We start from the raw sequence: 17,550 nt of genomic DNA, 5'->3' as shown, positions 1-17,550 counted from the left end.
CGGCATGCCGGCCCATGCAAGGCATTGATGATGACAGAATTGGCGCAGGCAACAAGGCAGGAAGCGGCGGAAGACATCTATCTGGGGCGTCAGCCCATCGTCGACCGCGCGCAGCAATTGCATGGCTTCGAACTGCTGTTTCGCAACAGCCTGCAGAACCGTGCCGTCGTGGTCAATGACGCGGCGGCGACGTCCTCGGTCATCGTGCATACCCTGTCGGAGTTCGGCATCGACAGCGTGCTCGGCGGCGGCACCGGCTTCATTAACTGCGACACCGGCTTCCTGATGAGCGATGTGATTTCCCTGCTGCCGCCTGACAAGGTGGTGCTGGAGATCCTGGAATCGACGGTCTGTGATACCGACGTGCAGCGGCGCTGCCTGGAACTGAAGGCGCTGGGCTTCCGCCTGGCGCTTGACGACTTCCAGGGCGCGACCGACAGCAACCGGGCGCTGCTGCCGATGATGGACATGATCAAGGTCGATATCTCTGGCCTTACCGGCGACGAACTGGAACGCGTGTCGCGCGACGTGCGCATGCTCAATGCAACCAGGCTGGCGGAAAAGGTGGAAACCCTGGCCCAGTTCCAGCATTGCCGCGACCTGGGCTATCACCTGTTCCAGGGCTATCACTTCGCCTATCCAGAAATGGTCAGCGGCCGCCGGCTGTCGTCTTCCCATGCGGCGCTGCTGCGCCTGGTGGCGATGCTGCAGCAGGATGCCGACATCCGCCAGATCGAGAACGTGTTCAAGGAACATCCGGCGCTGGCGGTGAACCTGCTGCGCCTGGCCAATTCGGCCGCGATGGGGCAGCGCCAGCCGCTGCGCTCGGTGGCCAATGCCATCGTGGTGCTGGGCCGGCGCCAGTTGCAGCGCTGGCTTCTTCTGCTGATGCTGGCCAGCGCCGACGCCGGCCAGTCCGGCGCCTCGGCGCTGCTGCATCTGGCCGCCACCCGCGGCAAGCTGATGGAGCTGCTGATGCAGGCCGAACAGCCGGCACTTGCCGACAGCGCCTTCGTCACAGGCATCGTGTCGGTGATGGACGTGCTGCTGGGCCAGCCGCTGCGCCAGGTAGTCGACAGCCTCGGACTGGCCGACGACATCCGTGCGGCGCTGCTCGAGCGCAGCGGGCCGATAGGCCAGCTGCTGCGCCTGGCGCAGGCGCTGGAAAGCGACGACGACAGCATCGTGCGCGACTACATCTCCGCCAATGCATCGCGCGCCGCACTCACGATCAATCACAGCCAGGGCCAGGCGCTGCTCTGGGCGAACAAGGTATTGCAGGCGGCATGATGCATGAACAAACGACAGGCATGACGCCGAGAGCCGGCGCGAAGATCCGGGTGGTGGTGGTGGACGACTCCGCACTGATCCGTAGCGTGCTGCGTGAAATCATCGACAGCCAGCCCGACATGGAAGTGGCGGGCGTGGCGCCGGACCCGCTCGTGGCGCGCGAGATGATACGCAGGCTGGACCCGGACGTGCTGACGCTGGACGTCGAAATGCCCAAGATGGATGGCCTCGACTTCCTCGAAAAGCTCATGCGGCTGCGGCCGATGCCGGTGGTGATGGTGTCGACGCTGACCGAGCGCGGCTCCGAGATCACGATGCGGGCGCTGGAACTGGGCGCGGTCGACTTCGTCACCAAGCCCAAGATCTCCATCCAGCACGGCATGCAGGAATATGCCGACACCATCGCCGACAAGATCCGCGCCGCCGCCCGCGCCCGCATCCGCCGCCATGTGCCGGCGCCGGCCGGTCCCGCCGCGCCGTCGGCCAGCGTGGCCAGGCCGCTGCCGGCAGTGGGCAACCCGCTGACCAGCAGCGAAAAGCTGATCATCATCGGCGCCTCCACCGGCGGCACCGAAGCGATCAAGGAATTCCTGCTGCAGATGCCGCCGGACTGCCCCGGCATCCTGATCGTGCAGCACATGCCGGAAGGCTTCACCCGCTCCTTCGCCGAGCGGCTGGACAAGCTGTGCCGCATCGCGGTGGCTGAAGCGGTGCATGGCGAACGGGTGCTGCCCGGCCATGCCTATCTCGCGCCCGGCCACTCGCACCTGCTGCTGGCGCGCAGCGGCGCCAACTATGTGACCCAGCTCGACCAGGGGCCGCCGGTCAACCGCCACCGGCCTTCGGTGGATGTGCTGTTCCGCTCGGCCGCGCTGCATGCCGGCAAGAATGCGGTTGGCGTGATCCTGACCGGCATGGGCCGCGATGGGGCCGCCGGCATGCTGGAAATGCGGCACGCCGGCGCCTGGAACGTGGCGCAGGATGAAGCAAGCTGCGTGGTCTTCGGCATGCCGCGCGAGGCGATCGCGGTGGGCGCGACCCATGAGACCGGCCCGCTGAAGGATTTGCCTGGCATGGTGCTGGCGCAGCTGACACGCCAGGGCGGCCGCGCGCTGCGGGTGTGAAATGCGTTGAGTCAATGCTGAAAAAAAATGCCCGGCAATGGTGCGCCGGGGCTCAAGTTCTTGAAGTGACCTGCCGATATGCAGATATCGGTGTAAGGATTAAATGGAGCAATGATGGCTGATCCGAAAATGAAGTTTCTGGTGGTAGACGATTTCTCGACCATGCGCCGCATCGTGCGCAACCTGTTGAAGGAGCTGGGCTACAGCAACGTGGACGAGGCGGAGGATGGCGCGATGGCGCTGTCGAAGCTGAAGAACGAGCAGTTCGACTTCGTGATCTCCGACTGGAACATGCCGGTGATGAACGGGCTGGACATGTTGAAGAGCATCCGTGCCGACGCCGCGCTGGCCAAGCTGCCGGTGCTGATGGTGACGGCCGAGGCGAAGAAGGAAAACATCATCGCGGCCGCCCAGGCCGGCGCCAACGGCTATGTGGTCAAGCCGTTCACCGCCGCCACGCTTGACGAGAAGCTGGCGAAGATCTTCGAAAAACTCGAAAAAATCGGAGCCTGAGATGGAAGCCGCGCGGCCGGGCGTGATGGCGGAGGGCGGAGAAGGGCCGTTGCAGGAAGAGTTGCTGGCGCGGGTCGGCCAGATGACCCGCAGCCTGCACGACAGCCTGCGCGGCCTCGATTTCGACAAGCTGATCGAACGCGCCGCCTATGACATCCCCGACGCGCGCGACCGGCTCGACTATGTCGCCCGCCTGACCGAACAGGCGGCGCAGAAGGTGTTGAATGCCACCGAGCTGGCCAGTCCGCTGCAGGACAGTCTGGCCAGCGGCGCCGATGCGCTGGCCAGCGACTGGCGCGCCGCGCTTGCGGATGACAGCATGCCGGCTGCAAGCCGCGCGCTGGCCGAGCGCACCCTGGGCTATCTGGCGCAGGCAAGGGCTGACAGCGATACCACGCGGGCCCACCTGATGGACATCATGATGGCGCAGGACTTCCAGGACCTGACCGGGCAGGTGATACGCAAGGTCACCGAACTGGCGCATGGCCTGGAGCAGCAGCTGGTGCAGCTGCTGGTGGACTATGCGCCGGGCGACACCAGGCGTGAAACCAATACCGGCCTGCTCAACGGGCCGCAGATCAACCCGAACGCCAGCCCCGACGTGGTGGCGGACCAGGCCCAGGTCGACGATCTGCTGGAAAGCCTGGGCTTCTAGCCAGCCCCGCATCGTTTTTCACGCCCTATTTCAATCAGCCTCGCAGCCGACCGATGTCCCAATCCCATTTCCTGGTGCGCACCGCCTTGCTCGACCCGGCGCGCAAGGTCGTCGCGCATCACTTTGCCTGGCAGCGCAATGCGCCCGGTGCGTCGGACGACGCGCTGGCGCTGCAGCTTGCGGCCGGCCTGCATGATGAGGACAAGGGATGGCTGCTGGCAGATGGCCACCTGATACTGCCTGCCACGCCGGCGGCGCTGGCGGCCATCGTCGCCACGCCGCTGCCGGCCTCGGCCATTACGCTGTCGCTTGACGGCGCGGCGTTGCAGGGCACGCAAGGGCAGGGCTGCGCGGCCGAACTGCGCCGCAAGGGCTATGGCCTGGCCCTGCGCGATGCCGACGCCGACGGCATCGACGCCGCGCTGTGCGGCCACGCAACCCAGCTCGGCCTCGACGGCGCCGCGCCCGGGTTGTCAGCGCGCCTGAAGCGCGTCGCCGCCCTGCGCCGCCCATCGACCCGCATTGCCCTGTCCGGCATTGGCGTCTGGGCGCATTACGACACCTGCGCCAAGGCCGGCCTGCACGTCTATGCCGACCAGCTCCTGCGCGCGCCTGCGCCGCCACAGGATGCGCGCGGCCTGAACGCATCGCAGACCGTGATCCTGCAGTTGATGGATCTGGTGAACCGCAATGCCGACCTGCGCGAACTGGAAGCCGTGCTGAAGCGCGACCCGGCCATTTCCTACAAGCTGTTCCGGTATATCAATTCAGTTGGCTTCGGCCTGGGCGCGGAGATCAATTCGATCCGCCATGCGGTGACGCTGCTGGGCTACGCCACGCTGAACCGCTGGCTGGCGCTGCTGCTGGCCACCGCCAGCGCCAGCGAATATGCCGCGCCGCTGATGAAAACCGCCATCATCCGCGGCCGCTTCGCCGAGTTGCTTGGCCTGTACCTGCTGCCCCGGAACGAAGCCGAAAACCTGTTCGTGGCCGGCATGTTCTCCATGCTCGACCGCCTGCTTGGCATGCCGATGGACGAGGCGCTGGCGCAGATCCCGCTGTCCGAAGCGTTGTGCCAGGCGCTGTTGTCGCGTGAGGGCATCTACGGCCCCTTCCTGGCGTTGGCCGAAAGCTGCGAGCAGCCGGATGGCGACAGTGCCGCGCTGGCCGATGCGCTGTTCCTGTCGGCCGAGCAGGTCAACCGTGCCCATCTGGCGGCGCTGGCCTGGGCACAGAATCTGAAGCTGTAGGCAGACCTCCGTAGCAGCACCGTTGGGCCGGCCTCTTGGCTTGCGCTACCGGTCGCTGCTATATTCGCGCCTTGCGCGTCAGGCCGAAGGCTTGGCCGGTTACCTTGCCGTCCAACCTTGTCAATAAAAGAGCCTGTCATGGATTTTTCCTGCGCAGCGACTGCCACGCATGGCGCCGCACCGGATGCCGCCAATTCAAATCCCAATCTCCTTCTTGATCCCAATACAGGCGGTTCACCCCGGCCGAGCACCAGGCAGCCGGAGTCCTGCGCATCGCTGCTGTTGGATGAACTGATCGGCGAAGTGCTTCAGCATCTTCCGCTGGATGATCTGGCATCGGCCGATCAGGTATGCCGCCGCTGGCATGCGGCGCAAACGCCGACTGGCTGGGTGACATCCGCGCAAGCCATTACCAGGTGGAGCATCATGGCCGGTCTTGCGCCTATGAGCACAAGCGCCTTCCACCAAGCCCTCCAGCAAGCCTGCAGCCTGAGCATCGGCTGCAGGGGGGAAGCGCTGGAACGGCTTGCGGCAAGCTGCCCTGTCTGCCGGCAGCGAAATGGAAACAATGCCTGGCGTCCCTGGTGCAGCAGGCGGCGCGTTGTCCGGCGCCGGATCATCACCGTGTATTGGGCGCGATCATCAGCGCGAGAGTGACGCGGGACGGAAAGTTCGACGCCTGGTCCAGCCCTGCAATGTCAGTACAGGAACTATTGACTGAAGCGTGGACTTTGGCCAGCGCCTCTCCCGCGTTTTCCGTGACGGCTCAGGCCATGGTACTGGCAGCGCTCTGCCAGTACCTAAGAGGCACCAATCACGCTGTGAACATGTCGAAGGATGTGACCACTATTGCGCCGTCATGGCAGCCAGCACAGTTGAAAGGGGAAGAGGAGTATGGGTTTGCCAAGCGCTTATGGACAATCGTCAGCCTCAACCTGCCGTCGCGTGAGTTGCTGGAACGCCTGGAACATTTCAACATGCATTGCCTGCCATTCATGAGCAATGCTTATCCGGGGCAGAAAACCGAAGACGAGATTGTCGCCGCCGCAGGCTCGGTCATGCGCCTGAAGCCAAGCAGGAGGACAAGACTGGACATGCTGCTACACCGTGACGAGCGTGGTGTTCCCTGGCTGCACCGACTCAGCACTGTCGATCATTCGCAACAGATCAAGGCATACGTGGGCGCGATGAAGCGTCTCGGCTTGTCCACTGCCGAGCTGGCATATCTTTTTGCCGCCAGAAACCTGAGCGGGCGGCCCATGCTTTCGGTGCTGTTATGCCAGGGTGTCCAGACCGGTATCATGAAGCAGGCATTGGACTTCATGGACACCCTGATCAATGAAGCCGGCTTGCCGGAGGCTGAAACTGTCAGGCTGTTGCGCTGCCATTTTCAGCGCAAGCCGGGCGCGGAATTCACAGACCGCGATGCAAGGTCGGATGCTTTCCCCGACTTTTCGATTGGGCTGCTGCGTGCCATGCCCTTCAATGGGCTGTCCGCCATCGATTCTCTCTTTTGCGACTGGCTGGGCACCAGGATGAAGGCGTACATGCACAAGATCCTGGCTTCCTCCCTGTCTGACACGGCCAAACGCGACGTGCTGCGGCTGGATTTCCCGGACCGTTCCGACTTCCTGCGCATGAGCCGGGCGCTTCGCACTTACTGTTCCACCGTGCGCGAGAGCAGCTTGCCGGAGGCGATGAAGCAGGAACTGACAAGCCCCTTGCGTACCCAGTTCGATCCGAACTGTCCGCTCATCTAGCCCGGACATGTCGCGCGATACCGGTGGTAATGGCGGCGCATTGCTGTTGTCGCAGATCGATGAACTTGCTGGATCGACCTGCGCCGTTGCCCAGCCAGTCTGACGCATGATCTGCTTGGGCGACGCATCCCGTTCCTCCGCTGCGGGCGGGAAGAGGTTGTCAACCGCAACACACTGAAGCATGGTCTGTCCCTCAGTACGCTGCAAAGCGGCGATGGAACCATGCGCCATGGCCTCTTACGAAACTATGGGCCCGGATAACTGCAGCACCTTGGCAAGCCAGCCGTCGGCGCCCTAAGCGCGTTTCGACGATCGACGTTTTCGCCTGTTCCGTCCTGTTACCGAAACGCTATTCACATACAGGAAAATCTTCATGAACCGAATTCACGACTTCTCTCACACCGGTGGTCTGCACTCCGGCCAAGCGCCACGCTCATCCCCCGAAAAGGATGCCGATGCCCAAATTCACGCGACGCTCAAACCCTACCAGGAAAACGCCTCCACGCCTGCTTTCAACGATGTGAAGCAAGCGCTGTTATGGGCCTGGGATGCAGGCAGCCGCCAGGACGCGAATTCAGTAAAGGCCTTGGCTCGCGCCGGAAATCAGCTCATCACCGCTCTTCAATCTGCGCACGCAGACTACCTTTCCCGCCATGGCACCCGAACTGAAGCAGGCACAATATTCAGGGAAGTCGCCAAGAAGCAGTTGGCGAGGCTCTTGCCCGAGGCTGCCGAGAAGGCCTACAACGACCTGGTCGGAGCCAACGATCCTGGCTCCCGCGAGGAACGCGAAGCTCGCATTGTCAGCGGCCTGCAGAGGCTGGCTGAAAAAGGAGTACAGGGCTCAACGCAATCTGCCATGTCATCTTCTGCCACGCTGGATACCCGGGCTGTGGCCAAGGTGGATGCCGCCTCGAACGCCAGCCGGGCGAAAAGCGCTGACGCTTCGGACATTGCGGACATGACAAATGACGCCGACGCGACCAACCTGAAATCGCAGGTTGCGGAAGCGCTGGAGCCAATCGCCAAAGACACGCAGAGCGTCATCGCGGGCTTGTACTACATGTGGCGCGGGAACGTGAATGAAGGAGCGCAAAATACGTTTAAGGCCATCGAGCAGGGCAAGCAAAAATATGTGAACGCTATGAAGGGCGTTATTGCCGACCGAGGCGATCAGTCTGCCAGGCAGTTCAACACGGAGACGAGGAGGCAGCTTGCCGAAAAGTTGCCTGCTGAGCTCCGTAGCAAGTATCTAAGGGCCTTCGCCGAGAGCGAAGCAGCCTTGAAGAAGAACCGCATGGACTATGCGGAATTCAGGCGCTGTATGCTGAGCGTGGTGCTTAAGCTGTCCCCGGAAGGTGTGACTTGTGCCGTGCGCGCTGCACGTGGCAATACGGAGAAATCGGGCAATTCCGGTGTTGGGCGACTGTGGTCCAAGGCAGTGCAGATGTTTGATGCGCTGACCATCACCGAAAGTGAGCGGATGATCAAGGCCGTGAATGTTCTGATCGACAAATTACTCATACAGCATGTGGAATGGCAGGCCCATCCCAAAGTCGCCGAGCTGCGCCAGTCAATGGAAGCCTATATCACGAGTTGCAACGCGTTTTATGGCGAACGTCAGCGCTTGCTGCTTGAGAAGTATCCAGAACTCATTATCAACGCAGCCATGTCGGTAAACTGCATCAGCAGTCTCCCGGAACAAGAGGCGATTGCCATAGCGACCCAGCGCGAGCTGTTCAACGTAAAAATGAGGTCGCCGCCGCTTCACGTCAATAAAGCCGCCCTCGGGTGCGAAACAAGCGCAATTAGGTCGATGAAGGAGGCCTCGAAGCCTGGTAACCAGCTATCTATTGTAATGTCCACGCCGATCATTACCGATGACAACCGTGTCGTGACGGCCATGGTCATTTCGGTACCGGCGCCTGCCCTGGATATGGATACGCAACCTGAGTGGAGCCACTATGCCGAGAATGGCAAGCTCAAAGAATCAGAGTACAAAACTGCCATGGGTACGCTCCGCAGCCATGTGTTCATGGCTGCGGGAATGGATGAATTCGATACTTTGGCGCTAAGCGCCTATGGGCTGAATAATTTTCTGAACGGTTTTCGAGACGACAGAACACAAAAAGAAATCTGCATCAGGATCGGCCAAGGCGAGCTCAGTAAGCTGATTGCCAAACTGCAGGAGAAAGACTGCGACGTCCGTTATATGGAGCGTGAAGCCGGGAAAAATCCTCTTTGGAATTCTCTTTCCCAGAAACATAACAAGCTTACCTATGCCGGCACCATTTCCGGAGACTGGATTCCGTCACATGAAAAAATCATGATCGTCAATGCCGGGGACGGCCACGCCCTGATCGGTAATGCTTGCAACAAGGATGACTCCATCGATGGATACCTTGGCCGGGCCTCTGGCGCCCATATTGCGCATGCATTATTCGTTAACCTGATTCGGTTCGGATTCGAAGATCCTTCAAAACATTTAATGCGATGCGAATCGGTTTGAAACAATATTTATTGAGCCTGCCGTGCTGGCAGGCTTCTGGTCTGTCCACACTGATGTGTTGTGCCCGGCTCAAGCATGCTGTGAGCTTACGCATTCAAAAGCCTGGCTGGACCGGGTGACAGCCTTGCATGGTCCATTCTGGGTGTGGCAAGCCAGGTTGGCTTCGGTTTGAACCGTCGTATCCATCCGTCCATCGCGGCGAGATGCCCGGTGCGAATTTGTTTCACCGTGTCAGTTGCATGCAGAACTGCGTCCCGAAAGCTCGGATGAACAACACAGCGCCACGGCATAAATCGCTTCATTCCGCCATGTCGCGCAGAACAGACAAGCTGCAGAAGTAAAACAGCTGCTATTCTTCCGCGCTGTTTGCACGATTGCTGCCGTTTAGCCGGCCTGATAATGCGCGCTGGCCCATCGCATTCCCTTTTTGCGGTGTTGGCAAGCCGGAGCGCCCATGGCCGAAGACAGCGAACTCGAAAAAACCGAACCAGCCTCACAGAAACGCCTCGATGAAGCGCGGGAGCAGGGCAACGTCCCGCGCTCGCGCGAACTGGCGACCTGCAGCGTTCTGCTGGTTGCCGGTTGCGCACTGTGGATGCTGGGCGGCCGGCTGACCGCGCAACTGGGCAGCCTTTTGGCCAGCAGCCTGACCTTCGAACGCACTCAGGCATTCGACATGGACCTGCTGGTATCACGTGCTGCTTCGCTCCTGATCGATGTGCTGCTCGCATTCGCGCCGGTGGCCGCAGCGCTGATGCTGGTGGCAATCGGCGCGCCGCTGTTGATTGGCGGGTGGAATTTCAGCACCAAGGCCTTCATGCCCAATTTCGGCAAGCTGAACCCCCTGAGCGGCCTGAGCAACCTGGTGTCATCCAATGCGCTGGTGGAACTGGGCAAGGCAGTCGGCAAGACCATCCTGGTGGGCATCGTGGCCTGGATCGTGGTACGCGGCAAGCAGGATGCGGTGATGGCGCTGGCGCTGGAGCCGCTCAACGTCGGCAGCGCCCATCTGGGTCAGCTGCTGCTGCAGTCCTTCATGTTGATCGTCGCCGCGCTGGTGGCCATTGCCGCCATCGACGTGCCGTACCAGCTCTGGCACCACGCCAGCCAGCTGAAGATGACGCGCGAGGAGCTGCGCCAGGAAGCCAAGGAATCCGAAGGCAATCCGGAAATCAAGGCAAAGATTCGCGCCACCCAGCGCGAGATGGCGCGGCGTCGCATGATGGCGGAAATCCCGACCGCCGACGTGGTAGTGACCAATCCGACCCACTTCGCGGTGGCACTCAAATACACCGACGGCAAGATGCGCGCGCCCAAGGTGGTGGCCAAGGGCGCCGACGAAGTCGCGGCCAGGATCCGCGAACTGGCGGCCGAGCATCATGTGCTGCTGCTGGAAGCGCCGCCGCTGGCGCGTGCGCTGTTCCGCCATGCCGAACTGGGCGACGAGATTCCGGAAGCGTTGTATACCGCGGTGGCCGAGGTGCTGGCCTATGTGTTCCAACTGAAGGCGCACGCCAGCCATGGCGGCTTGAAGCCTACGGCGCCCACGGCGCTGGAAGTGCCGCCTGGAATGGATCCGCTACAGAGCGACGACAGCGACGCAAGTTAGCCTATCGGCACTGCGTAGCACCAGCGCATAGCGAAGCGTGCACCTTTGATTTTGACAATCATTTTTCTATCGAGGCTCGTCGGCAATTAGTTGAATTTTTGCCTGATGAAGTCCGTACGCTTTATCGGCAGCGGGAAGGTCTTCTTTCCGAATTTTATGAAAAAAACATGATTGGTGGAGAAGCTTTCAGAAAAAGCATGGAAGATTTTCTGAGGCCCTACTTTGATAGAAAAGAAACGTGAGCGAAGTTGCAAGCTGAAAGCATCCTTGCAAAGTTGCAAGAAGCGCTTGCATGCCTGTAGCCCAGTGGCGGAGCGCGATGGCAGGCGGATGGGCCAGCGCCCCGGGCGACAAAAAAGCCCGAGAACCCCTTTTGTTCATTGGATGCAAGCACATCCATATCGACAATAATCCTTCCTGTCATCGACCCCGCATGCCATTCTGGCGTCGGGGTGTAACGCAGGAGCGACATTGGCTATCCCCAACCTTCACGCAAACACTGATCAGTCGGCCTGGCAAAGCGCGCCCAACCTGCCCGGAGCAGCGCAATGAACGGCCTGACCTTGCCGGTCTGGCTGCGCAACGCCAATTCCAAGGCCCTGGCGGCGCCGGCCATCATCATCATGATGCTGGCAATGATGGTGCTGCCGCTGCCGGCCCTGGTGCTGGACATGTTCTTCAGCTTCAATATCGCGCTGTCGGTCATCATCCTGCTGACCAGCCTCTACACCATCAAGCCGCTGGACTTCATGGCATTCCCGGCGGTGCTGCTGGTGTCGACCATGCTGCGGCTGTCGCTCAACGTGGCTTCCACCCGCGTGGTGCTAACGGAGGGCCATACCGGTCCCGATGCGGCCGGCAAGGTGGTCGAAGCCTTCGGCCACTTTCTCATCGGCGGCAATTACACCGTCGGTATCGTGGTATTCATCATCCTGACCATCATCAACTTCACCGTCGTCACCAAGGGCGCCGGCCGTATCGCAGAAGTGGGCGCGCGTTTTGCCCTTGACGCAATGCCGGGCAAGCAGATGGCGATCGACGCCGATCTCAACGCCGGCCTGATTGCCGAAGCCGAAGCGCGGCGCCGGCGCACAGAGGTGGCCCAGGAAGCCGAGTTCTATGGCGCGATGGACGGCGCCTCCAAGTACGTGCGCGGCGATGCCGTCGCCGGCATCATGGTCACCCTGATCAACGTAGTCGGCGGCCTGGTGGTGGGCATGGTGCAGCATGACATGGCCTTCGATGCCGCGATCAAGAACTACACCCTGCTGGCTATTGGCGACGGCCTGGTGGCGCAGTTGCCGTCGCTGATCATTTCCACCGCGGCTGGCGTGATCGTGTCGCGGGTGGCATCCGAGCATGACATCGGCAGCCAGTTGATGAACCAGCTGTTCGCCAAGCCGCAGGTGCTGATGATCACCGCCGGCATCCTGGGTGGCATGGGGATCATCCCCGGCATGCCGCATGTGCCGTTCCTGTTCCTGGCCGGCGCGCTGGGCGGCGGCGCCTACCTGCTCAAGAAGCGGGCCGAGGAAGCGGCAGTCGCCCCGGTGACGGAAGCCGCGCCGGCCTTGCCTGCACCGGAAACCGAGGAAGCGACCTGGCAGGACATCGTGCCGGTCGATACGCTGGGCCTGGAAGTGGGCTACCGCCTGATTCCACTGGTCGACAAGAGCCAGGGTGGCGAGCTGTTGAAGCGCATCAAGGGTATCAGGAAGAAGTTTGCGCAGGAAGTGGGTTTCCTGTCGCCGCCGGTGCATATCCGCGACAACCTGGAACTGAAGCCTTCGGGTTACCGCATTGCGCTGAAGGGCGTGGAGATCGGCGCCGGCGAGGCGCATGCCGGCCAGTTCCTGGCGATCAATCCCGGCATGGTCACCGGCACGCTGCCCGGCACCGTCACCAGCGACCCGGCCTTCGGCCTGCCTGCCACCTGGATCGACGCCAGCCTGCGCGACGAGGCCCAGGCCATGGGTTATACCGTGGTGGATGCCGGCACCGTGGTAGCCACCCATTTGAACCATCTGATCACGATGCATGCGGCCGAACTGCTGGGACGTGGCGAGTTGCAGCAGCTGATCGATCATCTGAACAAGGAGTCGCCCAAGCTGATGGACGACCTGGTGCCCAAGATGCTGCCGCTGTCTACGCTGCAGAAGGTGCTGCAGAACCTGCTGATCGAAGGCATCCACATCCGCGACATGCGCTCCATCGTCGAGACCCTTGCCGAGAATGCCAGCCATTTCCAGGATGCCGGCGACCTGACCGCGCTGGTGCGCATCGCGCTCGGCCGCGCCATCGTGCAGCAGCTGTTCCCCAACGGCGGCGAGCTGACGGTAATGGCGCTGGACAACCGGCTGGAGCGGCTGCTGATGCAGGCACTGCAGACCAGCGGCCCGGACGGCGCCGGCATCGAGCCGGGGCTGGCTGATACGCTCGTGATGCAGACTGCCGAGGCGGTGCAGCGCCAGGAGCAGATGGGCGTCACGCCAGTGCTCCTGGTGCCGGGCCAGTTGCGCGCGGTGCTGTCGCGTTTCCTGCGTCGCAGCCTGCCGCAGCTGAAGCTGCTGTCGCATGCCGAGATACCGGATTCCAAGACCATCAAGGTGACGGCGTTGGTGGGAGGGCAGGGATGATGCCAGTCGCAGGCGATAACGCATCATAGGAAAATCCGCAGTTGATCCGGCACGTCATGCGTGCTGCATCGGGATGCCTGCAACCGATCGCTGTCGGCGATTTGCAGGCAGTTGTAATCGAAGGTTATGTCAGGTCAGTCCCGACAATGTCTGCAGCAGGCAATCCGGTACGGCCAGCGAGCCTGCATGCATGCCAAGAGGGCTGGCTATGCATCGCTCGGCAATGCGGCCACAGAAGCGTTGCCGTCGATGAGACCGTATTGGCCATCATGGGACTGCATTGCCTGCTGCTGGAACCTCACGCGCATTCCAGGCAACCCATGTTTGTGTCAACAAGTCAACGCCTCATTCATCGTTTGCTGGCACTTTGCCCTCTGCAGAATTCACCTGACCCAAGTTCCTTCCATGCAAGCCGGTGCCAAACCGATTGATCATGGCGACGTCATCAGGCCTGGCAGAGCCCTGACCACCTGAAAAATTCATTGCAGCACATGATCCCTGCCAAACTTTCTTTTTATCGCTATATGTCTCCGCTCATTCACGACGAAGCGGCGGAATTGCTTTCCAGTCGCCTTCAAAATGCACAGTCCCGTTGCGGCGTCCTTAATCCCCAGTACCATTGCCCCGACAAGACCGCTAAGGCAGCGAAGGTTTTAGCCTATCTCTGGGGTGATGCCAACTATGCCTGGGACAACTACGTGGCGCGTCCCATGCAGGAAGAGGGAGGCACCTATGCAATAAGACGCAGCGCGGGCCATCAGCAGTTGCGTGCTGAGTATCTGAAGGAATTCAATGAGCATATGGAAGAGCACCTGCTGAAGTGCCTGCCAGAGGAGGAACGGCAGGTCTATCTGGATACATTGGCGCAATGCAGGCATGACGGCCTGGCCCAAACAGAAAGGGCCAGCCGTATGCAGGAGATCATGAAGGGCATCATTACCCGTGCGGAGGCGGCAGCCACTCTGTCATAGATACTGTCATGCCAGTCAAGCCCATGTAATGTTGGATCAAAGGCCTGCCGTAACGCTTGCTGTTCATCACAGGCTATGGTGAACGGGCAGCTATGGTAGGGTGGAATACCCCGAAGGGGCATTCCACGGCCTCTGCCGGCGCAAGCACCAGGCTGGCGTGGCAACCGCGGCGGTATCGCGTAATGCCCCTCCGGGGTATTACGCCCTATATCTTCCATGATGCCTTACCTATTCATTCCAGCGTCACCCGCAAAAAGCCGGCGATCCGTAAGCTGGAGTACCCCGAAGGGATATTCCAGCTTTGGTCGATCAAGCCAAGGCTTTACAGTTACCTGCGTTGTAAAGTCAAGACCGAAGCTAAAGCGCCAGTGCCGCCCGTGCCTTGCCAGGTCACGCAATGCGATTGCACTGCCGTGGAGACAAGCCGGGAATCCGTACCGGCGGCCGTGTCACTTTTTTGCCTTGCCAAAAGGTAACCAGAAAAGGCGAACCGGTGATCATGCCCGGTGCGCGGGATGCCCTTGTCAGCGGTGCACGGATCGGGGCGCGGCTAAACTCGCTCCAGTTCGTTTCGCCCAGCCAAACGCCGCACTTTATTCGCTCCAGGACCCGCTGGCACGGCGCGCTCAACAGGTGTTTTCTGCAACGGCAACAGCCACTTCAACAATCAACGGCACCGTCACCGCCAAGGCGGAATGAATCGCCGCTTCCCGCCCGACGCTTTTTCAGCCGCCGAGGAAAAAGGCCCATAAACCCCTCCTGTTCCCCGGATGCAACTTCTCTACCATCCCCAATAATCTGTCCTGTAAGAAACCCCTGCGCCGCACCGGCGCCGGATCACACCACAGGAGCGGCATTGGATAACAGCGACTTTCATGCAGATACTGAACCGATGGCATACAGCGGCATGCACGGAATCAGGCTGCCGTCGCTCGCCGGCGTGCCGCCCGCCAAGAACATCAAAGTGACTGCCCTGGTGGGAGGCCAAAAATGAACGTCAAGAAATTCTCTGCCCGGACATCTCGCGAGGCTTTGCGCATGGTCCGTGACGCGCTCGGCGCCGACGCGGTGATCCTGTCCAATCGCACGGTCAATGGCAGCGTCGAGGTGCTGGCCCTGGCCAGCGCCGATATGGCTTCCCTGGCCGAGCCGGCGGTGGAAAAGGAAGTGCTGCCCCAGCCGCTGGTGGCCGCCCTGGCCGGCAGGCGCATGCCGGCCGCAGCGCCCGCACCGATCCCTGCGCCGGCACGATCGCCGGAAGTGGAACAGGCACGGGTTCAGCCGCAGCTGCGCAACGGGTCGACCGCCAGCGCCTTCGAGCGCCTGAAACCCACCCCCGTGGAAGTGCCGGCGCCCGTGGCTGTGGCATCCGCGCCGGTCGAGCGCCAGAACGCGCCGCAGCCACGCGCTGCCAGCGCCCCAGTCGACAACAGCCAGGCCGAGATGCGCCAGATGATGGAAGAGATCCGCTCCATGCGCAGCATGATGGAAGCGCAGCTGGCCGAGATTTCCTGGGGGGCGCAGCACCGCCGCGAACCGATGAAGGCCACCGTCATGCGCGAGATGCTGGCCGCCGGCTTTTCCGCCAGCCTGGCGCGCTATCTCACCGAAAAACTGCCCGAGCATGACGGCGTGGACGGCATGGCCTGGATCAAGGGCGTCCTGATGCGCAACCTGTCGGCCGCGCCCGATGAAAACGCGATCCTCGACAACGGCGGCGTGTTCGCCCTGGTGGGCCCCACCGGCGTGGGCAAGACCACCACCACCGCCAAGCTGGCGGCGCGGTGCGTGATGCGCCACGGCGCCGGCAAGCTGGCCCTGATCACCACCGACGGCTATCGTATCGGCGGCTTCGAGCAGCTGCGCATCTACGGCAAGATCCTCGGCGTGATGGTGCATTCGGTGAAGGATGAGGCCGACCTGCGCATCGCGTTGTCCGAGCTGAAGAACAAGCACACCGTGCTGATCGATACCGCCGGCGCCAGCCAGCGCGACCAGATGGTGGCGGAGCAGGTGGCGATGCTGTCCGGCGCCGACACCCCGGTCAAGCGCATCCTGTGCATGTCGGCCACCTCCACCGGCGAGACGCTCAATGAAGTGGTGCGCGCCTACAAGGGCAACGGCCTGGCCGGCGCCATCATCACCAAGCTCGACGAAGCCGCCACCATCGGCAGCGTGCTGGACGTGATCATCCGCCAGAAGCTGCAGCTGCAATACATCGCCAATGGCCAGCGGGTGCCGGAAGACCTGCACCTGGCCCGCCCCAATTTCCTGATCGACCGCGCCTTCAAGATGAAGCGCGAAACCGCGCCGTTCCAGTACCAGGACGACGAATTGCCACTGGTGATCGGCAACACCGCCCGCATGATGAATGACCAGTCGCTGCGCGAGGTGGCAATTGGCTAGCATCCGCATCGACCAGGCCGAAGGCCTGCGCCGCATGATCGCCAAACCGGCGCCGCGGGTGCTGACCTTTCTGTCGGCCACGCCCGACCATGAAAAAAGCGCCACGCTGCTGAACCTGGGCGCCTCGCTGGCCCGCACCGGCAGCGGCGTGCTGCTGCTCGACGCCTGCGCCACCGCGCGCGGCGTGGGTGCCGGGCTGGACCGCATGCATGGCGGCACGCTGCTGCAGGCGGCGCGCGCCGAAGCGCGGCTGGCCGACGTGGTGCTGCCGATGCCGCAGGGCTTTGGCATTGCCGTCATGGCCCGCGGCAGCACCAATGCCTTCGAGCGCGAGCATCTGTCGGCGCTGTTTGCAAAGCTGTCATTGGACAATGACATCGTGCTGGTCGATGCCGAGCTCGACGCCGCCAACGCCTTGCCGCTAGAGGCGATGGGCGAGGGCGACATCGTGGTGCAGGTGGAAGACAGCCCGGAATCGATTACCGCCGCCTATGCGCTGATCAAGCGGGTGTCGGAGCGTTATGGCCGCCGCCCGGTCAGCGTGCTGGTGACCGGCGCCGGCATCGTGCGCGCCGGCATGATCTACAAGAACATCGCAGCGGCCGCCCGGCGTTACCTGGCGCTGGAGTTGCAATCCATCGGGTCGGTTCCGCATGACGAGCATCTGGTGCGGGCCACACGCCTGGGCCGTACCGTGATCGACGCATTTCCACTGGCGGGCGCCTCCGTGGCGTTCCGCGACCTGGCCGGCCGCTTTTCCCGCTGCACGATGCAGGCGGGCGGCCGGCGCAGCGCGCTGCCCTGCGGCGCCACCATCGGGGCTTGAA

General features: G+C 62.2%; 13 protein-coding genes. All 13 read left to right on the top strand.

Annotated features, from left to right (window positions below; genetic code table 11):
- Window positions 1-27: 27 nt before the first annotated feature.
- The 13 genes from KTQ42_RS08700 (at window position 28) to KTQ42_RS08635 (ending at window position 17,549) form a co-directional block, all read left to right on the top strand.
- Entirely contained in the window at window positions 28-1,290 is a 1,263-nt protein-coding gene (locus KTQ42_RS08700) for an EAL domain-containing protein (protein WP_217345156.1), read from the top strand.
- Window positions 1,290-2,414: a chemotaxis response regulator protein-glutamate methylesterase gene (locus KTQ42_RS08695; protein ID WP_283093291.1), complete on the top strand. Its 1,125-nt coding sequence runs from the start codon at window positions 1,290-1,292 to the stop codon at window positions 2,412-2,414. The genes KTQ42_RS08700 and KTQ42_RS08695 overlap by 1 nt, the downstream gene beginning before the upstream one ends.
- Window positions 2,415-2,528: 114 nt before the next feature.
- Complete coding sequence (cheY, locus tag KTQ42_RS08690) at window positions 2,529-2,927, top strand: chemotaxis response regulator CheY (protein WP_217345155.1); 399 nt, start codon at window positions 2,529-2,531, stop codon at window positions 2,925-2,927.
- 1 nt (window position 2,928) lies between these two features.
- Entirely contained in the window at window positions 2,929-3,582 is a 654-nt protein-coding gene (gene cheZ, locus KTQ42_RS08685) for a protein phosphatase CheZ (protein ID WP_217345154.1), read from the top strand.
- A gap of 53 nt (window positions 3,583-3,635) precedes the next feature.
- Window positions 3,636-4,832 carry an HDOD domain-containing protein gene (locus KTQ42_RS08680; RefSeq protein WP_217345153.1) on the top strand — a complete coding sequence of 399 codons (1,197 nt, stop codon included), beginning with the start codon at window positions 3,636-3,638 and terminating at the stop codon, window positions 4,830-4,832.
- 350 nt (window positions 4,833-5,182) lie between these two features.
- Window positions 5,183-6,592: a hypothetical protein gene (locus KTQ42_RS08670; protein ID WP_249222690.1), complete on the top strand. Its 1,410-nt coding sequence runs from the start codon at window positions 5,183-5,185 to the stop codon at window positions 6,590-6,592.
- Window positions 6,593-6,965: 373 nt separating this feature from the next.
- The gene (locus KTQ42_RS08665) at window positions 6,966-9,101 is read left to right on the top strand and encodes a hypothetical protein (protein ID WP_217345150.1); all 2,136 of its coding nucleotides are present in this window, start codon (window positions 6,966-6,968) and stop codon (window positions 9,099-9,101) included.
- A gap of 454 nt (window positions 9,102-9,555) precedes the next feature.
- Entirely contained in the window at window positions 9,556-10,710 is a 1,155-nt protein-coding gene (flhB, locus tag KTQ42_RS08660; RefSeq protein WP_217345149.1) for a flagellar biosynthesis protein FlhB, read from the top strand.
- 548 nt (window positions 10,711-11,258) lie between these two features.
- The gene (flhA, locus tag KTQ42_RS08655) at window positions 11,259-13,346 is read left to right on the top strand and encodes a flagellar biosynthesis protein FlhA (RefSeq protein ID WP_217345148.1); all 2,088 of its coding nucleotides are present in this window, start codon (window positions 11,259-11,261) and stop codon (window positions 13,344-13,346) included.
- A 482-nt stretch (window positions 13,347-13,828) separates the two neighbouring features.
- Complete coding sequence (locus KTQ42_RS08650) at window positions 13,829-14,317, top strand: hypothetical protein (protein ID WP_217345147.1); 489 nt, start codon at window positions 13,829-13,831, stop codon at window positions 14,315-14,317.
- 856 nt (window positions 14,318-15,173) lie between these two features.
- Window positions 15,174-15,311 (top strand): hypothetical protein, encoded by a 138-nt coding sequence (locus KTQ42_RS08645; RefSeq protein ID WP_217345146.1) that lies wholly within the window; start codon window positions 15,174-15,176, stop codon window positions 15,309-15,311.
- The gene (gene flhF, locus KTQ42_RS08640; RefSeq protein ID WP_217345145.1) at window positions 15,308-16,723 is read left to right on the top strand and encodes a flagellar biosynthesis protein FlhF; all 1,416 of its coding nucleotides are present in this window, start codon (window positions 15,308-15,310) and stop codon (window positions 16,721-16,723) included. The genes KTQ42_RS08645 and flhF overlap by 4 nt, the downstream gene beginning before the upstream one ends.
- Entirely contained in the window at window positions 16,716-17,549 is an 834-nt protein-coding gene (locus KTQ42_RS08635; protein ID WP_217345144.1) for an antiactivator of flagellar biosynthesis FleN protein, read from the top strand. Before flhF ends, KTQ42_RS08635 begins: the two co-directional genes overlap by 8 nt.
- The last annotated feature ends 1 nt before the right edge of the window (window position 17,550 follow it).

The organism is Noviherbaspirillum sp. L7-7A (genome assembly GCF_019052805.1).
Classification (GTDB): domain Bacteria; phylum Pseudomonadota; class Gammaproteobacteria; order Burkholderiales; family Burkholderiaceae_D; genus Noviherbaspirillum_A.
This window is presented reverse-complemented; position numbering and strand designations above follow the sequence as displayed.